The following is a 21,061-nucleotide window of genomic DNA, read 5'->3' on the forward strand; positions in this document are numbered from 1 at the left end:
GCGCTCCGAGCGGGGCAGCAGGGCGGAAAGAGGAAGGCTGACATGCCGAACGGAGACAACTGGCAGGGCGATGTGCTGCGCGACCTGCGCGGCGCCGCCGGCCGGCAGAGCGAGCCGCAGCAGGGCCCGCCGCAGCAAGGAGCGGGGCAGCAGGGCGCGCAGGACCCCGCCGGGTACGCGCAGGGCGGCCCCACTCCGAACCCCGGGCACGCGGCACCCCAGCAGGGCGTCTCCGCACCGGAGTCCGGCTACGGGTACCCGCCCCAGCAGAGCACCCCCGCAGCACCCGCCGGATACGCCCGGCCCACCCCCGCGCCGGACGCCACATACGGGTACCCGCCCCAACAGCAGGCCGGGCCCATACCCGACGCCCAATACGGATACGCACCACAGCAGCAGAACACCCCCGCACCGGACCCCGCCTACGGCTACCCGCCCCAGCAGGGCACCCCCGCAGGCTCCACCGGATACCCGCAGGCGGCCCCCGCCGCGTACCCGCAGGCCGCGCCGGACCCCACGTACGGGCACGCACCACAGCAACAGGCCGCCCCCGCACCGGACGCCGCCTACGGCTACCCGCCCCAGCAGGCCGCCCCCGCACAGCACCAGCCCGCGCAGCACCAGCCCCGGGCCACGCCCGCGCACACCTCCGCCTACACCCCCACGACCCGACCCCACCACGCCCCCGACTCCCGGCCCGTGGTGGACAAGGCCCTGGTCACCGCTGGGCGCAAGCCCCGGCACGGGCAGTCCTTCGCCTCGCGGGCCACGCGCGCCGTGCGCCGCACCGTCTCGTCGTCGGCCGCGAAGGAGGTCGCCGAGATCACCCGGATCGCCGAGGTGCTCCAGCAGCCCGTGACGACCGGCCGGCAGATCGCCGTCACCTCCATCCGGGGCGGCGCCGGCAAGACGACCGTCGCGGCCCTGCTCGGCACCACGTACGCGCACTACCGGCAGGACCCGGTACTCGTCGTCGAGGCCGATCCGGCGCTCGGCTCCCTGCCGCTGCGGCTCGGCGCGGAGACGCTGCGCTGGACCATCGGCGACTTCGCGGACATCGTCGAACCGCAGATGTCACTGCTCGACATCACCGGCTACCTCGTCCAACTGCCCGGCAACGCCTGGCTGCTGCCCGGCAGCCAGGGGCAGATCGGCGCCATGCTGGGCAGCAAGGCGTACGAGGGCGTCATGGTCTCGCTGCGCCGCTACTTCGGTGTCACGGTCGTCGACTGCGAGACCCTGCCCGCCGAGGTCGCCCGGGTCGCGCTCTCCGCCTCCCAGGCCCGCATCCTGACCGCCCCCGCCACGCTGGAGGGCGTCACCAGTACGTACTCGGTGCTCCAGTGGATGCAGGGGCTGCCGCAGCACGTCATCGCCGGCACGGTCGTCGTGCTCACCGAACTGGTGCCGCACGCGGGACTCGACCTGGCCGAGGCCGCCGAGAAGCTCAGGTCCACCGGGGCGAGCGTCCAGGTCCTGCCGTACGACCGGCACCTCGCGGCCGGCGGCCTGATCCGCACCGAGCTGCTCGCCCACTCGACCCGGGAAGCCGCCACCCGCCTCGCCGCGGACGTCTTCCAGCTCTCCCAGAAGCGCCACTGACCCAGATGCCGAGCCCGACCGTGAGTGACGGACGCCGATGAGTACCCGACTGATCCACCGCCCGGCGAGGACCACCCGGCCCGCGCCCCCCTCCGAGGCACGCACCATCGAGGCGCCGCCCAACCTCCCCGAGGGGAAGTCGGGCAACATCGCGATGTCGCTGCTGCCCGTCGCCGGTGTCATGTCGTCCGTCGTGATGATGACCGTCGTACGCAACAGCCAGTTCGCCGGGCTCGGCGCGATCATCCTCGTCGTCACCGTCATCGGCTCCGTCGCGCTCGTCTTCTCCCAGCGCGGCAAGGCCCAGCGCACCCGACGCACCCAGCGCGAGGCCTATCTCGCCTATCTGGAGGACCTGCGCGAGGAACTCTCCGGCGAGGAACGCGAACGACGCGAACGCACCGAGATCCTCACGCCGCCGCCGGACGCCCTGTACGACATAGTGCGCGACCCGGCCCGGCTGTGGGAGCGCCGCCGCCACGACGGCGACTTCCTGCGGGTCCGCGTCGGCACCGGCGAAATGCCCGTACGCGACCTGAAGGTCGCCCAGCAGGGCTCCTCGGTCCTCTCCCCGCCCGACCGCTTCATGCTCAACGAGGCGTCGGCGCTGATGTCCCGGTTCCGCACCGGCACCGAACTCCCGCTCACCGTCCCGCTCGACCGCGTCGGCAACGTCAGCGTGATCGGCCCCCGCGAGGACTGCCTGCGCGTCGCCCGCGCCCTGCTCGTCCAGACCGCGGCCACCCACGCCCCCGACGACGTGGCGATGGCCCTCGCCGTACCCGGCGACCGGCTCGCCGACTGGGAGTGGGCCAAGTGGATGCCGCATCTGCTCGACCCCGAGCAGCTCGACGGCCCCGTCGCCGCCCGACGCATCGCCCCGTCCGCACCCCAGCTCGCCCGGCAGATCGGAGCGGAGCTGCGCCGACGCGCCTCGTACGCGGCCGAGGTGCGCCGCGGCCTGTCCGGCAAGGACGCCCTGTCCATGACGTCGCGGCTGCTCGTCGTCGCCGACGGACACGGCGAGGACGCCGTGGACCTGCCCTGCCCCGACGACGCGGTGGGCCTGCGCGAGATGAGTGTCACGATGCTCCACCTGCTCGAACAGCGGGTCCAGGAGCCCGGACACGTCGGCGTACGCATCACCGTCGACGGCGACCAGGTGGTCATCGAGGACCTGCGCGAGCAGGAACCGATCAGCGCCCACGGCACCGTGGACGAGGTCAGCATCCCGTTCGCCGAGGGCCTGGCCCGGATGCTGGCGCCGCTGCGGCTCGCCGCCGAGTCCCTCGTCGACGCCCCGCTGTCCGGACCCGTCGACTTCGCCGACCTGCTCGGCATCGACGACGTCGCGCAGCTCGACCTGTCACGCCTGTGGGCGCCGCGCGGCGAACGCTCCTTCCTGCGCGTACCGATCGGTGTCAGCGACTCCCGCGAGCCGGTGCTCCTCGACCTCAAGGAGTCCTCCGAGCTCGGCATGGGCCCGCACGGCCTGTGCGTCGGCGCCACCGGTTCCGGAAAGTCGGAGCTGCTGCGCACCCTCGTCCTCGCCCTGGTCGCCACCCATCCGCCGGAGGACCTCGCACTCGTCCTCGTCGACTACAAGGGCGGTGCGACGTTCGCACCCTTCGCCGACCTGCCGCACGTCGCCGGTGTCATCACCAACCTGGAGAACCAGGCCGGCCTCGTCGAGCGCGTCCACGCCTCGCTCGCCGGTGAGGTCAAGCGCCGCCAGCAGGTCCTCAAGGACGCGGGCAACGTCGCCGACATCGGCGACTACGCCGCCCTGCGGTCCGACAAGCGGCCCGACCTGGACCCGCTGCCGCACCTCTTCGTCGTCATCGACGAGTTCGGTGAACTCCTCACAGCCAAGCCGGACTTCATCGACCTGTTCCTGTCCATCGGACGCATCGGCCGCTCCATCGGCGTGCACCTGCTGCTGTCCAGCCAGCGCATCGAGGGCGGCAAGCTCAAGGGCCTCGACACCTACCTCTCGTACCGGCTCGGCCTGCGCACCTTCTCCGCCGACGAGTCCCGCACGGTCCTGGACACCACGGACGCCTTCCACCTGCCGCCGCTGCCCGGCTTCGGCTACCTCAAGGTCGACACCAGCCACTACGAGCGCTTCAAGGCGAGCTACGTCTCCGGGGCCTACCGCGGCCCCGTGCAGCGCGCCGAGGAAGCGGACTCCGGACCGCTCGCCCTCGAGTACGAGGCGTTCAACACCCTTGCCAAGAAGGAGAGTTCGGGCGAGCAGGAGCCGACCGTACGGCGCCGCGAGACCGGGCCGACCGAGATGGGCGTCATTGTCGGACAGCTGGAGAACGCCGCCGGTCCCGTACGCCGCATCTGGCTGCCGCCGCTGCCCGACGCCATCGCCCTGGACAAGGTCGCCGGCCCGCTCGACGTCGGCCCGCGCGGCATGCAACTGGCCAAGCGGAGCGGCCCGCTCCGAGTACCGCTCGGGCTGCTCGACGACCCCACCAAGCAGTGGCAGGGCCAGTGGTACCTGGACCTCACGGTCGCCGGCGGCCACGCCGCCGTCATCGGCGGCCCGCAGTCGGGCAAGACCACCCTGCTGCGCACACTCGCCCTGTCGATCGCACTGACCCACACCCCGCAGGAAGTCGGCGTCTACGGACTCGACCTCGTCGGCGGCGGCCTCCAGGCACTGGCGGACCTGCCGCACGTCGGCGGCGTCGCAGGCCGCGCCGACCGCGAACGCGCCGGACGCACCGTCGAGGAAGTACGCAACGCACTCGCCGCCCGCGAGGAACTCTTCCGCGAACACGGCATCGACTCCGTCGAACAGCTACGCACCCTGCACGCCGCAGGCCGGCTGCCCCAACTGGCCTCCGCCGAGATCGTGCTCGTCATCGACGGCTTCGGCGCACTCCGCGACGACTTCGAGGAGCTCGACGACGCCGTCGTCGACATCCTCAAGCGCGGCGGCGGCTACGGCATCCACGTCGTCGCAGGCATGCTCCGCTGGAACGACGTCCGCATCGCCACCCAGTCGAACTTCGGCACCCGCGTCGAGCTGCGCCTCAACGACCCCAGCGAGTCCAGCATCGACCGCAAGCTCGCCCAGACCCTGTCGCCCGACGAACCCGGCCGCATCCTCACCGACGGCAAACTCTTCGCCCAGGTCGCGCTGCCCCGTACGGACGGCCTCCCCGACACGTCCGACCTCGGCGCCGTCCTGGAACGGACCGCCCGCACCGTCCGCGCCACCTGGAGCGGCGACGTCGCCCAGCCCGTACGCGTCCTGCCGCACGTCCTGGAACCCCACCTGCTGCCCGGCCCGGTCGCCGAGCCCAAGCGGGTACCCATCGGCCTGGACCAGACGGCCCTCGCACCCGTCCTGCTCGACCTGTTCCACCACGACCAGCACCTGCTGATCATGGGCGACAGCGAATGCGGCAAGACAAACCTGCTGAAGACCGTCGCCGGCGGACTCATCGAGCGCTACAGCGAGGACGAGCTGGTCTTCGCCGTCATGGACCCGCGGCGCGGACTGCGCGGCGCGATCCCCGAGGAGTTCCGCGGCGGCTACGCGTACAACGCCAAGATGTGCGCCGGGCTCGCCGCAGGCATCGCCACCGAGCTGGAGAAGCGGCTGCCCGACGACAGCGCGGGCACCGAGGACCTGGAACCCGGAAGCTGGGGCAGCGGCCCACGGATCGTGGTGCTCGTCGACGACTACGACGTACTGACCACCGCGGGACTCGCCCCGCTCGCACCCTTCCTGCCGTACATCCCCTCCGCGGTCGACATCGGGCTCCACTTCGTCCTGACCCGCCGCGTCGCGGGCGCCTCGCGCGGCATGTACGAACCACTCATGCAGGGCCTGCGCGAGTCCGGCGCCTCGGCGATCGTCATGGCGGGCGACCGCAGCGAAGGCCAGCTGTTCCCCGGGGTGTACGCCACCCAGCAACCGGCCGGCCGCGGCGTGCTCATCCGCAGAGGCCAGTCGAACCGCCTGATCCAGACCGTGTACACCGCCGGATGACGCCCACGGGAACCGTCCCGCGACCGCACCGACATCCACACCCCGCACCACGAAGGACCGGACGACCACATGACCAAGGACGTCATCGCCCTCACCCGGAGAATGCCCGACCCGCTGACCGTGCTCGCGGGTCTGCTCTCCGGAGGCCCCGACAAGCTGGTGGAGACCGTGGGCGAGGACGCGGTCGTACGGCTCTGCGACGAGGAGGGCCGCCCCCTGGTCTCCGTCGAGGCACCGCTGCTCGTACAGGTCGCCGGCGAGGCCGAGCGGCTGCTCGGCGCGACCGCACCCGCAGTCCCGTTCTGGTGGACCGAAGCACGCGCCACCACCGGCGTCGAGGAGGCCGAGCGCCTCGCGGGCACCTTCGCGGCCCGCCTCATCGCCCTCGCAGGGGGATCCGCCTGGCCACCGGAGGCCGCGCGCTCCGTCGCCGTGGTCAAGACCGACGGCGTCAGCGTCGCACCCACACCCGCCGCCCAGCCCGCGATCGACGCGCTCACCGACAAGGTGGCCGTCGTCATCCAGGACCGGCCGGTGGTCGCCATGACCGCCTGGCTCTCCGACGCGTTCCGGGCCACCGCCGACGCCGAGCTCGGCCTCCAGATCGTCACCTCCCCGGGCACCACGCTCTCCCCCGCCGTACGCAACAGCCTGACCGGCTGGCCGTCGCGCTGGGTCGTGCAGGACGAGCGCGACGGCTACTACGACGGCCTGTCCGGCGCCGTGCTGCGCTGGCAGAACGGCATGTTCGCAACGGTCGAGGCGGCCGACGCGACGCCCGACGACCCACGCACCCCGGTGGCCGCCTCCTTCAAGGAGTTCACCGACACCGGCGAGCGTCAGCTCGCCATCTCGTTCCGCACCGTCCACCCCGCCGACGACCGGCTCGTGCTCGGCGGCGCCCTGGAAGCGGTATGGCGCGAGCTCACCGGCAACCCCCCGGCGGGCTGGGGCACCGCCGAGCCCGCCAACCTGCCCTGGTCACTGCGCCAGCTCACCGATGTCGCCCACGACAGGTCGCCCGCGCCGACCTGGGTCGTGGTGGTCGGCAGCCCGGACCGGCCCGGTCTCGCCACGGTCCGCATCAGCCGTACGACGGGCGGCGTGGAGGAGGACGTCACCCTGGCGTTCGGCTACGGGGCCGGCGAGGAACCGCCGGTGGACGCCCTGCCCCGGGTCGCGGAGATCCTCGCCACCCGCCACCACCTGCAGTCGATGCTTATACAGATCCGCAAGGCCCGACGCGACCTGGCGGTACCGCCCCGCTTCGAAGGTCCCGGCGTGCCGGTGGCGTTCGTGCTCGGCGCGGAGGAGGTCCGCGAGATGCCCGGCGACCGCGCCCGGCGCACCCCGCTGTCCGAGCCCCCGGTCCAACTCGGCCCGAAGACCCGCCCCGCGCTCTACTACCCGCTGCCCGGCGACCCTTCGGACCTGTCGGGCTGGCAGGACTTCGAACGCCTCGTGCGGCATCTGAAGGGCGCCTGACCGGTCCCCCGGAGCAACCCGCCCGGCAGCGGCACACACGCACGGCGACCACCCCACCGGTCCGCGCCCCCGGCGATCCTTATCGACGGGGGCGCGACGCCCCCACTTCACCGCCCTGCTGACGGATGTTCATCACCGGTGTCCAACCTGGCCCTTCACCGTTTCCACTTGTGGAGGTACCCACACATGACTCGACCGGCCCGCCGCCGGATCGCCGTCGCGGCAGTCTCGGCACTCGCCGTTTCCCTGCTGCTGCCGGCCGCGGCTGACGCCACCACCCAGCCGGGACCCGGGCAGGGCGTCTCCGGCAAGGTCGTCCGCACATCCACCCTCCCGGACATCCCGCTCGCCGCCTTCTCCAACGCCCTGCTGCACCACTCGGTGGCCGACGACCACGGCGTCGACCTCGGCGGCATCGGCAGCGACCTCTTCCCGGCCGGACGACGCGGGGAGTTCTGGACCGTCACCGACCGCGGCCCCAACGGCCAGATCAAGATCGACGGTGTCAACCGGCGGACCTTCCCGGTCCCCGGCTTCGACCCCGCGATCGTCAAGGTCAAGGTCGACGGCGCCAGGCTCGACATCCTCGAGGCGCTCCCGATCCGGACACGCAGCGGCGCACCCGTGACCGGCCTGTCCAATCAGAGCGGCCGTGACGAGAACCCCTACACCTACGACGCCTCCACCCCGCTGGGGTTCAACCCCGACGGGCTGGACACCGAAGGCATCGTGCGATCTCACGACGGCACGTTCTGGCTGGTCGACGAGTACGGCCCGTCACTCGTCCACGTCTCGGCGACCGGCCGGGTACTCACCCGGTACGTCCCCAAGGGCCTCGCCCTGAAGGGCGCCGACTACCCGGTGGTCGAGGGCCTTCCGTCGGTGTTCCTCACCCGCAAGGGCAACCGGGGTTTCGAGGGCCTCGCCCAACTTCCGGGCGGAGACCTGGTCATCGCCTTGCAGAGCCCCCTGCTCAACCCCTCCAAGCAGGTCGGCGAAGCGTCGGGGACCACGCGTCTGCTGCGCTTCTCGCCCCACCGGGGCAAGGTCACGGCCGAGTACGCCTACGCCTTCGACCCGGTCGGCACGGTCGACCCCGGCGAGGACGACCCGACCGAGCTGAAGATCTCCTCGGTGGTCGCGACCGGCCCGGACACCCTGCTGGTGCAGGAGCGCACGGACCGGGCCGCCCGTCTCCACCGGGTGGTGCTCCGGCCCGGGAACAACATCCTGGGCACCGCCTGGGACTCGACCACCACCACCCCGTCGCTGGAGGCGCTGCCGAACCCGGCGGCCGCGGGCGTGCCGGTGCTGTCGAAGAAGCTCGTCGTCGACCTCAACACGGTGCCCGGCGCGCCGAAGAAGATCGAGGGCGTCGCCGTCGTCGACTCGCGGACCATCGCGGTCATCAACGACAACGACTTCGGCATGACCGACGGCACCGGCGCGTTCGGCCCCGACGGCCGACTCGTCGACAGCGGTGTGGAGACCACGCTGGTCCAGATCCGTCTGGACGCACGGCTGCGCTGAGTCCCCGGCCGCCGACGGCGGCCACGAGCGGTCCCGGCCCATGTCCGGGCCGGGACCGTCCCGGTGTCACCACCGCCAGACTTCACAAGTGGCCCACAATCCAGGCCGACTTGGCGTCAGGCGTTCACGCGGCACGCCTCCGCCGGTCAGCCGGTGATCATCATCGGCCGGGATCGTCCCCCCATGACGACCACCTCCCGCACCGCCAGGATCCGCCCGTCCGCCGCCGTGGCGATCGCCCTGGCCGCGTCCGCGTCCCTCTTCGTCGGCACGACACCCGCACAGGCCGCGTCCGACGCCGCTCCGACCTACGAAGTGAAGATCAACCTCACCACCGCCGCACTGGACGCGTCGCACACCCCGCTCGCGGCCGTGAAGTCCGCCTTCGGGATCACGGGCTCCGCAAAAGCCCGTTCGTACACCTACTACGACACCGACGCCCAGGCCCTGGACGCCCAAGGCTGGAGCGTCCGGCTCCGGCACAAGAGCGGCTCCTCGTTCGAGGAGAGCTACAAGAAGCGCTTCGCCGTCACCGACGGCGACATCGACGGCGCTCTCACGACAGCCGACGCAGCCGGATTCGACAGCAGCGACACCAACTACGACGCCGAAGTCGACTGGGGCTACGCCAAGCAGACCCTCAGCTTCAGCAACGAGAAGTCCCACAGCGCCTCCGGCTACTCCGGCACCGCCATGCCGAGCAGCGGCACCGGTCTGAGCTGGCTGGTGAACGAGATCCCGGGCAAGCTCCAGGACTGGAACACCGACAACTGGGGCAAGACCACCCTCCAGAGCTCCCGCTCCCACGGCCCGGTGACCTCGCAGGTCTGGGAAGGTGCATGGGAAGCGTCCGACGACGCCGGCATCGAGGTTCTCCCGGTCGTGGGTGCGAGCGGTTCGGGCACCGAGTACGTCGTCGAACTGTCCTTCAAGGCGGACGATTACGCCGACGCGGCGAAGCTCCACACCGACGCGATCGACGTCGCGGAGTCGCACGGCTGGCTGTACCACGGCGACATCCTCAAGACCGGGCTGATCCTCGACCGCTACTAGCAGTGCTCGGTCAGGCCGATATCGGGGACGACGCGTCGCGGCGGCAGGTGCGGCAGGCGCCGGCGCAGTCCGCGAGCAGGATCTGTAACGCGCGGGCCACCTGGCAAGGACTCGAGCCGGAGCCGCGTCCTTCGGGGCCCGGGCCGGTCGCTGCAGGATGCAGAAGGACCCCGCGACGAAGACCCAGGTCGCCGTCGCGGGGGCCTCGCTGATCACGTGAAGCCGAGCCGCAGTGATCAAGAACATCAGGACAGGGCGCTCGATGCCGGTTCCGGTTCCGGGCGCGAACGGCACCATCCCGGCCACTCGGCCGATGAGCGTTCCGGCCCCGGAGAGCAAAAGACCCAGGTCAGAGCACATCTGACCTGGGTCGTTCCCGAGCCCCCTGTCGGATTCGAACCGACGACCTACGCATTACAAGCTCGCTAGAGCGTCCCCTTGTCCTTCCCTGACTATCCCCGGATTCACCGTTTCAGCAGGTCAGCACGTAGGGGCCTATTCGGATCCACGTGATCGTTCACCGGGTTTCACCATCCTTCCGGCCCCCATCTGGCCCCCATGGGCCCCCGTCGGCTGGCAGTTGCGCCCTGAACTGGCGGGCCGCCAGGTCAGCGCCGGGCGGGAAAGTGACTCCAGCGCATCGACCTTGCGACGCAAAGAGGCCCTACCCCGCTGCTTCCGTTCTAGTGGTCGTCGCAACATCCCAGCTCAGGGGATGCGATGGACTTCAAGATCCGGGAGCTCCGAACGGTGGCTCAAGGGCGCAAGCAGCTGCTGCGTGAGCGGGAGGCATACTCCCAGCTCATGCAGCAGGGCTTCAGTAACGAAGAGGCATGTCGGATCGTCGGCATCAACGAGAAGACCGGCCAACGCTGGCGCAACGGCCGCAGCGCCGACCGCCACCAGAAGGCGGCACCCCCGATCAATACGGTGGTGCCGCCTTCCGGTCCGTCCCGATACCTGCGCGAGGACGACCGGATCTACATCGCCGACCGGCTGCGGGAGAAGGGAGGTCATCCGCGGCATCCACGGCATCTGCGAGCGCGCCAACTCCCTGCTCAAGACGACCTTCAAGGCCCTACGCAGGGTCAGCCTCGACCCCAGCCGCATCACGAAGATCGCTGCCGCCGCTCTCGTCCTGCTCCAGATCGAGTACGACCGCACCATCTGAACGATCACGCAACGTCTGATCCGTTACCGAGAAGGGCTCATTGGGCGCAATCCTGGGCCGGTAGGGCTTCGCCCATCAATTTCAACATGAATGCACGCATCTCACACACTGTCTTGTCACCGAAGCTTCACAAGTTTTAACCTTGGCTCGCTCACTGTGGGCCTCCCCACACGGCCACTGTGGCCAGCAAGGATGCCCCTGTACCTCAGGGGTGACGCTGCAACCGCGATCCCCGCGCGCGTGTCGCCTGCGTCCGCACGCGGTGCGCAGCTCCTGCCTCACACTCATCGATCACGATGCTGACCCTGATGCTTCAGGGTCAAAGGGAGTCACGCGCACCATGCAGGAATTCGAGTCCCATCTGCTTGATGTCTTGACAGCCGTACGCGAGTTGTCGCGACGCAGTCTCGACGTCTATCGGGCCGATCACCGGCACGTGCTGGAGCATGCGCACCTGGAACGCGATATTTTCAGGGGCGGTTACAGTGACCGGCAGATCTACGAACTCGTCCAGAACGGCGCCGACGAGATCGAGAACGAGGGTGAGGGCCGTATCCAGGTCGTCCTGACGGACACTTACCTGTACTGCGCCAACACCGGTTCCCCCGTTTCCCCGCAGGGCGTGGACACGATTTTGCACATGAGTTCGTCGGCCAAGCGCGGTGGGAAGATCGGGCGTTTCGGCGTGGGCGTGAAGTCCGTGCTCAGTGTCTGTGACACCCCTCGTTTCTTCAGCACCAGCGGTAGCTTCGGTTTCGATAAGCAGTGGTCCTCCCAACTGATCCGGGCCACCGTGCCGGTCCCGGAGGATCAGGAGACGCCGGTCCTTCGGATCGCCCAGGTGTTGGACGACGTCGCAGAGCGCAAGAGGGACCGTCGCCTCGACGCGTTGATGGAGTGGGCCTCCACGGTGGTGGTGCTGCCGTTGAAGCCGGGTGCGGTTGAGCGGCTCGGCGGGGATCTCCACAACTTCCCGGTGCACTTCCAGTTGCTCTCCCCCCATGTGGACACCGTCATACTCGAGGACGCGCGAAACGGCCGTCACCACCTGCGCGTCATCAACCAGGACGCCTCCGGCGACGTCCACACCATCCGCGAGCAGCTGGACGGCAAGCAGGTCCGCACGGAGCAGTGGCGGGTCTTCTCCCGCGATCACTCGCCCTCGCCGCAGGCGCTGGAGACGGCGGGTGACCAGCACGGTCGACCGACGATCCGCATCTCCTGGGCGGTGCCCGGCAAGGGGGTGAAGAATCGCTCCGAACGCGGCGAGTTCTGGGCCTATTTCCCCACCCACTACAACACGACCCTCACGGGCGTGCTGAACGCGGCCTGGCAGACGAACCCCGACCGCCAGAACCTCCAGACGAGCCCCTTCAACACCGAATTGATCCGGGCGGCCGCGGAACTGATCGTCGATTCGGTGCCCAAGCTCGTGGAGGCGGACGACCCCGGCTCGTATCTCACGTTGCTGACGGCCCGCGGACGCGAGGCCGCCCAGTGGGCGGACCGGCAGCTCAGCTCGGATGTGCTGGACGCGGCGGTCGTGCGTGCGTCCGTACCCGACCAGACGGGCACTCTGCGCGAGCCGAAGAAAGTGCACCTGCACCCCGAGAACCTGCAGCCGGAGTGGCTGCGACTGTGGGCCGAACACCCCGGTCGCCCGACGGACTGGGTGCATCACAGCGTCGAGGCCCGCGAGCGTCGCTCACGCGTGCGCGACGTCATGGAACGGGCGGACAGACGCGCCGCGTCCGTCAAGGACTGGCTCGAGGCACTGGTGTCGGACGGCAGTCCCGAGGCGAGCATCCTCGCTCTGGTCATCGCCGCCGACATGAAGTCCAAGGTCTCCGCGCACGCCGCGGAGGCCGCCCGTGCACGCATCCTGCTGACCGAGGACGGCGAATTCCACGTCCCCGAACCAGGAGGCGTGTACCGGCGCGTCACGGCGTCCGGACCGCTCCACGACGGGCAGAGGTACGTGCATCCCGAGGTCGCCCTCGACCGGGAGGCGTCGAAAGCCCTGTCCATCCTGGGCATCACCGAAGCCAGCGCCGTTGGCCGCCTGGAAGCCGTCTTGGACATCGGCTTCGCCGGGTACGCAGAGGGCGACTGGGCCCAGTTCTGGGAACTCGCCCGCCAGGCCGGTGGTGCCCCGACGGTGACCGCGATCCAGGACCGGTGTCCGGGCTACCGGGAGACGATCCACGTAAGGTGCTGTGACGGCCGCTTCCGCCCTCTGAACGCATGCCTCCTGCCCGGCCGCGTCGTCCCCTCGGACCTGTCCCGTGACGCGCACGCAGCCATCGATCCGCGTTTCCACGGTCCCGACCTGGCGGTGCTCAGGGATCTGGGGGCATCGGAGATCCCGACTCTTGCACGTGTCGACCGGGAAGCGGCGTGGTTCGCAGGGTACTTCGAGTACGCGCTCGACGAATTCAACCAGTCGCTTACCGGTCGGCACGTCGGCGCCAAGGCGATCGTCGTCGAGGGCTCCGACACCGCAGGGCCGCTGGAACTCCTGCTGGATCTGTCCGAAGAGGGACGCGCCGCCTACGTCCGCGCCCTGCCCCGCCACGGCGTCCCGCACCACTGGATCGTGCGCCGCCCCACCACGGGTGCCCAGGACACGGTCGACTCCCCCATCGTGTGGCTGATACAGCAAAAGGTGCACCTGCCCACCGGTCAGGGGCTGCGCCGTATCACCGAGGCCGTCGCTCCCGAGCTGCGCACACACGGCGACCTCCTTCCCGTCGCTGAGGTCGACTCCGAGATCGCGGCGGCGCTGGGTCTGGCCGCACAGGTCCACGACGTCCCACCCGGTGCCTGGCGCGTCCTGTTCGAGCGTCTCGCGTCCACCGACGACGACGCCCTCGTCGGCCGCGCCTACGCCCTCCTCGCGCAGGCCACGGAGGGCGACGCCGAGATTCCCTGGCCGAGCGACGAGGGCACGCGGTGCCGTGTCGGCGAGGAGTGGGCCTCTCGGCCGGACGGTGACATCTACGTGACCCATGATCGGGCCAAGTACCGTGCTCTGAGGGCCCATCGGTTGCCCGCTCTCCTTGCGCCGACCGCGGCGGACGCCGAGCGCATGCGCAGGCTGTGGTTGATGCAGGACGCCGAGCTCGCCATCAAGGAGGAGATCGAGCACGTACCCGCCGGCGATCCGACCCCTCTGTTCGACGTCTACCCGCGGCTCAAGCAGCGCCTCCCGCACGACACGGACCTGCGGATCGTTCAGTGCTCTTCGCTCGCCCGCGTGGTGACCACCACCAGCCACGGGCGGGAGGAAGAACCGCTGACCCAGACGCGCTCCGGTTCCGACATCCTGCTGTGCGGCCCCGAGGGCGAACTGTCGGTGCTGATGGCCGTGGCCGCCGCGCTGGGTCTTCGCCTCGACGAGGCCGCCTGCCGCGCCCTGTTGGCACAGCAGGTCAAGGACCGGGAGAACGAGAAGTTCGTCGCGGTGCGCCGGGAGCCCGACGTCGCCCGCAAACTACTGTTGGCCCTGGGCGTCGACCGTCTGCGCGACCGGCTTCCCGCGGGTCTCCTGATCACCGACGAGGAGCTGCGCGGCGCCCCGGCCGACGACCTGCGCGTCGCGCGCCTGGTGATGGCGTCGTACGGGGACGACGTCCTGCGCACCCTCGCCCCGGCCTTCCGTGAGGCGGGGTTCGAGGACACCCCCACGCAGTGGGTGGGCGGCGCCACGACCCGCGCGTTCCTGCGCAACTACGGCTTCCCCGCGTCCTGGGCCGGCGACCCGGATGACACGCCACCCCCCACGAGCTTCGCCGTCATGGGGCCTCGAACCGTCGCCGACCTGCACGACTACCAGGTCACGGTCGTGTCCAACATGTATCGCCTCCTGGTCCAGGACACCCCGCAGCGGGCGATGCTCAGCCTGCCGACCGGAGCGGGCAAGACCCGGGTCGCGGCGGAGGCGACCATCCGCGCCCTGCGCGAGGGTCACCTGGTCGGACCGGTGCTGTGGATCGCGCAGAGTGAGGAGCTGTGCGAGCAGGCCATCGCCACCTGGGAGTTCCTGTGGCCGCACCTCGGTTCCGCCTCCAAACTGCACATCAGCCGCATGCGTCAGGGCCACCACCCCGAGCCGTTCAACGACGGACACCACCTGGTGGTCGCCATCGACGACACACTCGTCCAGCGTCTGGCCGACGAACGGTACGCGTGGCTGCGCTACGCCGCGGCGGTCATCATCGACGAGGCCCACTTCGCGATCCCCAAGACCTACACCAAGATCCTGGATCTGTTGGGCATCGACCAGTACCGGGTCTCCCGCCCTCTGATAGGCCTGACCGCGACCGCCTATCGCGGCCGCAACGACGAGGAGACGCGACGCCTGGTCAAGCGTTTCGGTGAGCGCCGCCTCGACTTCGGTGCCTTCGACGGGGACGACGAGAACGCGGCGCACCGACACCTGCAGCACCTCGGGGTCCTGTCGCGGGTGAAGCAGCGCGAGCTCTCCGGCGGTCGCGTCGCCCTGTCGCCGGCCCAGGCCGAGACGGTCCTGCAGAACAACGGCATGCGCATCCCCGACGACATCACCAAGAAGCTCGCCGACGACGTCTCCCGCACCCAGCGCATCGTGGCGGAGATCGAGAAACTCGACCCACGCTGGCCCATCCTCGTCTTCGCGACCTCCGTGGAGCACTCCAAGGTCCTCGCCGCGCTGCTCAACGACCGCGGTGTCTCGGCCGCCTTCATCGAGTCGAAGACCAGATCCAGCATCCGGGCCAAACGCATCGAGGACTTCCGCAACGGCAAGATACGGGTTCTGACGAACTACGGGGTCCTCACGCAGGGCTTCGACGCGCCGAAGGTCCGCGCGGTGGTCGTGGCACGCCCCACCTACAGCCCCAACACCTACGTGCAGATGATCGGTCGTGGACTGCGCGGCCCCGCCAACGGCGGGGAGCCCGAATGCCTGATCCTCAACGTCCGCGACAACATCGAGAACTTCGGGCGCGACCTGGCGTACACGGAGTTCGAGCACCTGTGGAAGAAGGCGTACTGATGGATACCCGCGGCGCGGACAGAGCCCTCACCCCGGAGCAGGCGGTCGTCGTCGAACAGCCCGCCGACGCGTTGGTCCTGGTCACCGCCGGAGCCGGAGCCGGGAAGACCTACACGCTCGTACGGCGCCTGGACCACCTCCTGGAGGACGACGGGCTGAGCGCGGGCGAGATCCTGGTCCTGAGTTTCTCCCGGGCCGCCGTGCGGGAACTCAGGGACCGGGTCCTCGCCCAGGGGGGCGAGGACGCCCGGCAGGTCAGGGTCACGACCTTCGACTCCTGGGCGCTGGACGTGCTCACCCGGATCGATTCCGCAACCGACTGGCGCAGCACGTCGTTCGATGAACGCATCGAGCAGGCCGCCGACGCGATCGCCGCTGGCCGGGCGGACGTCCTGTTCGAAAAGGACCTGCGCCACGTCGTCGTCGACGAGGTGCAGGACCTGACCGGAGGACGCAGCACCCTGGTGGAGAATCTGCTGGAACGCTTCGACTGCGGATTCACGGTCGTCGGCGACCCCGCGCAGGCAATCTACGCCTTCTCGGTCAGCGACCCGAACGACCTGGCGTTGGAACCGGGGCGCTTCTTCCGCTCGCTGCAGGACCTGTTCGGCGACGACCTCGTGCACCTGACGCTCAGTGAGAACTTCCGCGCCCGCACGGAACAGGCGCGCACAGCCCTGCGGTTCGAGGGCCGCGTGCGTGACAGCGGCGGCCTCGACGCGGGGGGCGCCGACGCCCTCCACGCGGAGCTCCGCCAGGAACTGCTGGCGGCCGACGACTTCGGCGACCTCAACGAACCCTCCTTCCGGGATCTGTTGAACGACCCGGATCGCCCCACCGCACTGTTGTGCCGCACCAACGGTCAGGCGCTGCTGATATCCGAGCAGCTGCACACGCTCAGCGTCGACCACCGGCTGCGCCGGGGCGCCCGGGACCGCTCGGCCCCCGCGTGGTTGGAGGCCCTGTTGCGGGAAGTCGACGGCCCCTCGCTGTCCCGCCGCGCCTGGGACGACCTCCACCATGCCGGACACGTGCTTCCCGCCGACCAGGACGGCGAGCGCCTGTGGCGGCTGCTGCGCGGATCCTTCGGCGACCCCACCGGCCGCACCGTCGCCCTCGACCGTCTACGGGACGCACTGGCCGGCGAACGCCTCCCGGACGAGCTGACGGCTCAACCGGATCACCACCTGGTGGTGTCCACCTTCCACCGCGCGAAGGGACTGGAGTTCGACCGCGTCCTGGTCGTCGACCCCGGCCCCCTGGACGCGGCACGCTTCGACTCCCCCACCCTGGCCTCCGAGGAGATCCGGGCCCTGTACGTCGCGATGACCCGACCGCGCGAGGAGCTCTACCGTCACCCCTCGCCCGACGTCCGTCAGGTGCGTCGCTGCCCCGCAACCGGGCGGTGGGCTCGCTACGGCTGGAAGAAATGGGAACGCAAGGGCGTCGAGATGAAGAGCGGGGACGTGCACGTCACCCACCCCGCGGGCACGGTCGGATTCGCCGACGACGTGAAGAGCCTGCAGCATCTCTTCCGCGAAGAGCTGACGGCCGGTACCCCTGTCACCCTGGACAAGATCGACGCCACGCCCCCCACCGGCGAGGAGGACGCTCCCGGGGTCATGTCGCCCGGCTATCTGATACGCGCCGGCGACCGCCCGATCGGTCTCGTGTCGGACTCCTTCCGCAAGGACCTCTACCGCTATCAGCGCCAGGGGCCGAAGCATCGCCCCTCCACGTGGCCCGTCCGGATCACCGGCGTCCGCATCGAGTCCGTCGAGACGGTGACCGGCAGCACCGCCGCCGGCATCGCCGCGGGACTGGGTGATCACGGCATCTGGCTCGCCCCGCGCCTGGGCGGGCTGGGCCGCTTCCACTACGACCACACCACCGGCGTGTCGGAGGGCAGCCATGAATGACCATCGCGAGCACTATCGGTTCAGGGACGAACTGGTCCATCGGCTGCGCCGCGACCTCCTCGGTCCCACGGGGGCGGACGCCGATTCGACGGAGACCATCGGCGACTGGCCCGCCACCAGTTATGCCCTCGGTGTGCTCTTCCCGCGCATACGGGACACGGACGGTCTCACCGCCGAGGCCCGTGAACTCGACCACGACGACGCCGACTCCACCCTGACCGTGGACGAGACCCCGGACACCGGCGTCACCCTGGCGAACGTCCGCAAGCCCTCGGCCCTGGGGCTGACCTTCGCCGTCGACCCCGCGGTCTGCCAGACCGTCACCGTCACCGTCACCGCCGCCGTGTACGACCCGGTCGACAAAGCCGGCGTCCCCACCACGGCCGAGCGTGCGGAACGGCGCACGACCGACGAGCAGGACCTGTACTGGCGGCGGCGCCCCCTGTCCCTTCCGCCCGTGCCGGTGGACGTCACCGAGTTGCGCCAGGAACCGCGCCCCCTCGCCCCCGGTCTCGAACTACGCGTACGGGTACGCCGCCCCAGCGGTCCCCGCGGCGTCGTCGCCGTGACCACGACCCTGGTCAACACCCACGAGATCGCATCGGGGCAGATCCAGGACACCTCCTGCTTCTTCCAGACACAGATCCGTGTCGCGACCGGCGACGGCTCCCTGGCTCTGGTGGAGCGGCCCGCGCCGCCCAGTACGGACGACGAGGTGGTCCTGAGCCGACTGCTGCACCGGCACGCCCCCAACTTCGCCACCGGACACGGCTGCGCGGCGGACTGGCATTGGCGCCCCCCCACACCGCGCGACCTGCGGCCGCAGGACTGTGTACCGGCCGCGACGTCAGCGGTGTGGAGCGAATTCGCACCCTCCCACGAGGTGCTGCTGACCGACTCCAACCCGGACATCGCTGTGGACTCGCTGGGCATGCGGCGGCTGGCCGACGCCGACGACACCGACGTCGTCCGGGCTCTGCGAGGGCTGACCACCGCCTACGGCGCCTGGATCGCGGATCGCGGCATCGACGCATCGACGCTGCGCGCCCACCATCGCGTGGACGCCGACTTCGCGCGGGTTCTCGACCGACAGCTCGAGCTGTGCGACCGGGCCAGGCAACGCATGGACTCGGGTATCGCTCTTTTGGAGCGCGATCCTCAGGCCATGCGTGCATTCCGCCTGGCCAACCGTGCCATGGCAACCCAGCGAGCCCGCACGTCGTGGATCAAGAAGGGCAGAGTCGGCGAGCCCGTCGAAGACGGAGTCTGGCGTCCCTTCCAGATCGGGTTCCTCCTGCTGTGCCTGGACGGCATCACCGACCCCAACCACCCCGATCGGGAGACCGCGGACCTGCTCTGGTTCCCCACCGGCGGCGGCAAGACCGAGGCCTACCTCGGTCTCATCGCCTTCACCACCTTCCTGCGCCGCCTGCGCCTCGGGGAGCGGGGTGCGGGTGTGACCGTGCTCATGCGATACACGCTCCGTCTCCTGACACTGCAGCAGTTCGAACGGGCCTCCGCACTCATCTGCGCCATGGAACACATGCGCCGCAAGGAGCCCGAGGCTCTCGGAGACGAGCCGATCTCCATCGGCATGTGGGTCGGCAAAGCCGCCACCCCCAACTACCTGACCACCAAACAGGACAAGGAGAAGTCCGCGGAGACGGGCCTGCGCAGGCTGGCCGAAGGCAAACAGCTCCACGAAGCCAATCCCGTGCAGCTCAGGTCCTGCCCCTGGTGCGGGACCGCACTGGACCACCACGCCTACACCGTGGAAGCACAGGAGCGGCGCCTGGCGATCCGCTGCCCGAACGCCGGCTGTGCATTCCGCCGGGGCCTGCCGGTGCACCTGGTGGACGAAGCCGTCTACCACTACCACCCCACCCTGGTGATCGCGACAGCCGACAAGTTCGCTCAGATCGCCTGGCGCGAACAGGTGGCGGCGATCTTCAACCAGGACATCGAACACCTCGACACCCCGCCACCGGAACTGATCGTCCAGGACGAGCTGCACCTGATCTCCGGACCGCTCGGAACCCTCGCCGGACTCTACGAGGCGGCGATCGACCTGGCCTGCGACCGCCCGAAGATCATCGCGTCCACGGCGACCATCCGTCGCGCCCAGGACCAAGGAAAGGCCCTCTTCGACCGACCGGAGGTGGCCCAGTTCCCGCCCGCGGGCCTCGACGCCCGGGACTCCTGGTTCGCCGTCGAGACGCCGGCGGACAAGAAGGCGACCCGCCGCTACGTCGGGCTCCTCGCCCCCGGCACCTCCCAGGCCACGCTGCTGGTGCGCGCCTACGCGGCGCTGCTGCACCACGCGGCTGTCATCGACGGCAGTGACAAGACACGCGACGCCTACTGGACCTTGGTGGGCTACTTCAACAGCCTTCGCCTCCTGGCCGCCGCCGAGCTGCAGGTCCGAGACGACGTCCACCGGCGTCTGGAGCTCTTGGCGAGCAACGACGGCCTGCCAAACCTGCGTGCGCGAGAGGTGGACCGGATCACCGAGTTGACCAGCCGCGTGGCGTCCAGCCGCATCCCCGACAAACTCGCGGAGTTGGAGACCGGCTGGCCCAAGACCGCCTCCGACGTCGTCCTGGCCACGAACATGATCTCCGTGGGGGTGGACGTCGACCGTCTGGGCCTCATGGCGGTGCTGGGACAGCCCCAGACCACAGCGGAGTACATCCAGGCGACCAGTCGGGTGGGGCGTCTGCACCCCGGGCTCGTCGTCACCCTCTTCAACTCGGCTCGCTCCCGTGACCGTTCGCACTACGAGGGGTTCGTCCCCTACCACTCGGCCCTGTACCGGCAGGTCGAGTCCACCAGCGTCACCCCCTTCTCGCCGCGAGCGCGCGACCGTGCCCTGCACGCCGCGTTCATCGGGCTCGCCCGCCTCACCATCCCCGACGCCCGCTCCAACACTGACGCAGGCAACGTCAAGGGCTACGCCGACCGACTCGTCGATCTGAGGAACGCGCTCGTCGCGAGGGCTCAAAACATCGACCTGGTCGAGGCCGGCCACGTGGCGCAGGAGATCGACTGGATCATCGAGGACTGGTGCGCGTACGCCGCCGACAACCCGCACCTGGTGTACGAGGCACCCCGGCGCCGACGCCCCGGCGAGAAACGCCCGGCGGACACCGCACTCCTGCGCGCCCACAACGACGACGACCTGACCGAAGCCATCGAAACCATGTGGAGTTTCCGCGACGTGGACGTCGAATCCGACCTGTATTTGGAGGCCTGAC

General features: G+C 70.1%; 8 protein-coding genes and 1 pseudogene. All 9 read left to right on the forward strand.

Going from position 1 to position 21,061, the window contains the following annotated elements:
* Positions 1 to 42 precede the first annotated feature (42 nt).
* The gene (locus tag OG963_RS21705; protein WP_371799344.1) at positions 43 to 1,602 is read left to right on the forward strand and encodes a hypothetical protein; all 1,560 of its coding nucleotides are present in this window, start codon (positions 43 to 45) and stop codon (positions 1,600 to 1,602) included.
* Between the two features lie 37 nt (positions 1,603 to 1,639).
* Positions 1,640 to 5,614 carry a type VII secretion protein EccCa gene (gene eccCa / locus OG963_RS21710; RefSeq protein ID WP_371799345.1) on the forward strand — a complete coding sequence of 1,325 codons (3,975 nt, stop codon included), beginning with the start codon at positions 1,640 to 1,642 and terminating at the stop codon, positions 5,612 to 5,614.
* 69 nt (positions 5,615 to 5,683) lie between these two features.
* Entirely contained in the window at positions 5,684 to 7,099 is a 1,416-nt protein-coding gene (locus tag OG963_RS21715) for a DUF6177 family protein (protein ID WP_371799346.1), read from the forward strand.
* 186 nt (positions 7,100 to 7,285) lie between these two features.
* Positions 7,286 to 8,629: an esterase-like activity of phytase family protein gene (locus OG963_RS21720; RefSeq protein WP_093773465.1), complete on the forward strand. Its 1,344-nt coding sequence runs from the start codon at positions 7,286 to 7,288 to the stop codon at positions 8,627 to 8,629.
* A gap of 183 nt (positions 8,630 to 8,812) precedes the next feature.
* Positions 8,813 to 9,682: a hypothetical protein gene (locus OG963_RS21725; RefSeq protein WP_371799347.1), complete on the forward strand. Its 870-nt coding sequence runs from the start codon at positions 8,813 to 8,815 to the stop codon at positions 9,680 to 9,682.
* A 1,039-nt stretch (positions 9,683 to 10,721) separates the two neighbouring features.
* Positions 10,722 to 10,853: pseudogene (locus OG963_RS21730) on the forward strand (IS5/IS1182 family transposase); the annotation flags it as partial.
* A 340-nt stretch (positions 10,854 to 11,193) separates the two neighbouring features.
* Positions 11,194 to 15,888, forward strand: a complete 4,695-nt coding sequence (locus tag OG963_RS21735) for a sacsin N-terminal ATP-binding-like domain-containing protein (RefSeq protein ID WP_371799348.1) — start codon at positions 11,194 to 11,196, stop codon at positions 15,886 to 15,888.
* Positions 15,888 to 17,807 (forward strand): UvrD-helicase domain-containing protein, encoded by a 1,920-nt coding sequence (locus OG963_RS21740; protein ID WP_371799349.1) that lies wholly within the window; start codon positions 15,888 to 15,890, stop codon positions 17,805 to 17,807. The genes OG963_RS21735 and OG963_RS21740 overlap by 1 nt, the downstream gene beginning before the upstream one ends.
* Positions 17,800 to 21,060 (forward strand): helicase-related protein, encoded by a 3,261-nt coding sequence (locus OG963_RS21745; protein WP_371799350.1) that lies wholly within the window; start codon positions 17,800 to 17,802, stop codon positions 21,058 to 21,060. The genes OG963_RS21740 and OG963_RS21745 overlap by 8 nt, the downstream gene beginning before the upstream one ends.
* Position 21,061 lies beyond the last annotated feature (1 nt).

The organism is Streptomyces sp. NBC_01707 (genome assembly GCF_041438805.1).
Lineage (GTDB): Bacteria > Actinomycetota > Actinomycetes > Streptomycetales > Streptomycetaceae > Streptomyces.